The sequence below is a fragment of the Sandarakinorhabdus rubra genome (genome assembly GCF_010994245.1).
GTDB lineage: Bacteria > Pseudomonadota > Alphaproteobacteria > Sphingomonadales > Sphingomonadaceae > Sandarakinorhabdus > Sandarakinorhabdus rubra.
In genome coordinates, this window is the sequence record NZ_WMHO01000399.1 from 1 (window position 1) to 964 (window position 964).

The 964-nt window shown below is 72.9% G+C and carries 1 protein-coding gene and 1 pseudogene; one reads left to right on the plus strand and one right to left on the minus strand.

Features of this window, described 5'->3' with window-relative positions:
* Positions 1–208: pseudogene (locus tag GJV64_RS14820) on the plus strand (VIT1/CCC1 transporter family protein); the annotation flags it as partial.
* 10 nt (positions 209–218) lie between these two features.
* Here the strand turns inward: GJV64_RS14820 and GJV64_RS14825 are convergent.
* Positions 219–964, minus strand: a 746-nt coding sequence (locus GJV64_RS14825) for a DNA-processing protein DprA (RefSeq protein ID WP_164158265.1), incomplete at its 5' end; no start/stop codon positions are given.

The window sequence follows — 964 nt, forward strand, 5'->3', positions numbered from 1 at the left end:
GCTCGTGCTGGCCGCCGTGCTGCCGATGGGGTGGATGATGGCCGGCCAGGCGGCGGGCGCCATCCTGTTCCTGGCGCTGCTGGGCGCGGTGGGTGCGCGGGCCGGAGGGGCCGGGATGGGCAAGCCGGTGGTGCGCGTGGTGTTCTGGGGCGCGCTCGCCATGGCGATCACGGCTGGCATCGGCCGGCTGGTGGGGACGGTTGTGTGATTTCTCGGGCCTAGCCGAGCGCCACTCTGGCGCCGGCGTGGCGGGTGAGCGTGCCTTCCAGTTCCAGATCGAGCAGCACGCTCGCCACCTGCGCCGCCGGCAGGGCGGCTTGGCGAACGAGATCATCGACCGGCACCGGCGTCGGCGACAGCAGGGCCAGCACGGCGGTGCGTGCGCTTTCGGGCGTCGTGAGCGCCGGCGCCGCAGGTTCGGCGACGGAGGGAGTTAGGCCCAATGGCATGCGCGGCTCGCCCGACAGGGTGGACAGCGCCTCCAGCACATCGGCCGCATCGCGCACCAGCGTGGCGCCTTCGCGGATCAGCTGGTTGCACCCCCCCGCGCGTGGATCGAGCGGCGAGCCGGGGACGGCCATCACCTCCCGCCCCAGTTCGGCGGCCAGCCGCGCGGTGATCAGGCTGCCGCTCTTCGCCGCGCCCTCCACCACGATGGTGCCGGCGGCCAGCCCAGCGATGATGCGGTTGCGGCGCGGGAAGTGCCTTGCCTGGGGTTCTATGCCCGGCGGCTGTTCGGCGATGATCAGGCCGTCATCGGCAATCTTCGCCATCAGATCGGCATGATCGGGCGGATAGGCAACATCCACCCCGCCGGCGACCACCGCGATGGTGCCAGTGGGGAGCGCCGCGGCGTGCGCCGCCGCATCGATGCCGCGGGCAAGGCCGGAGACGATCACCTGTTCTGCCGCGCCCAGGTCCATCGCCAGCTGGCGAGCGAAGCGCGCGCCGGCCGCACTGGCGT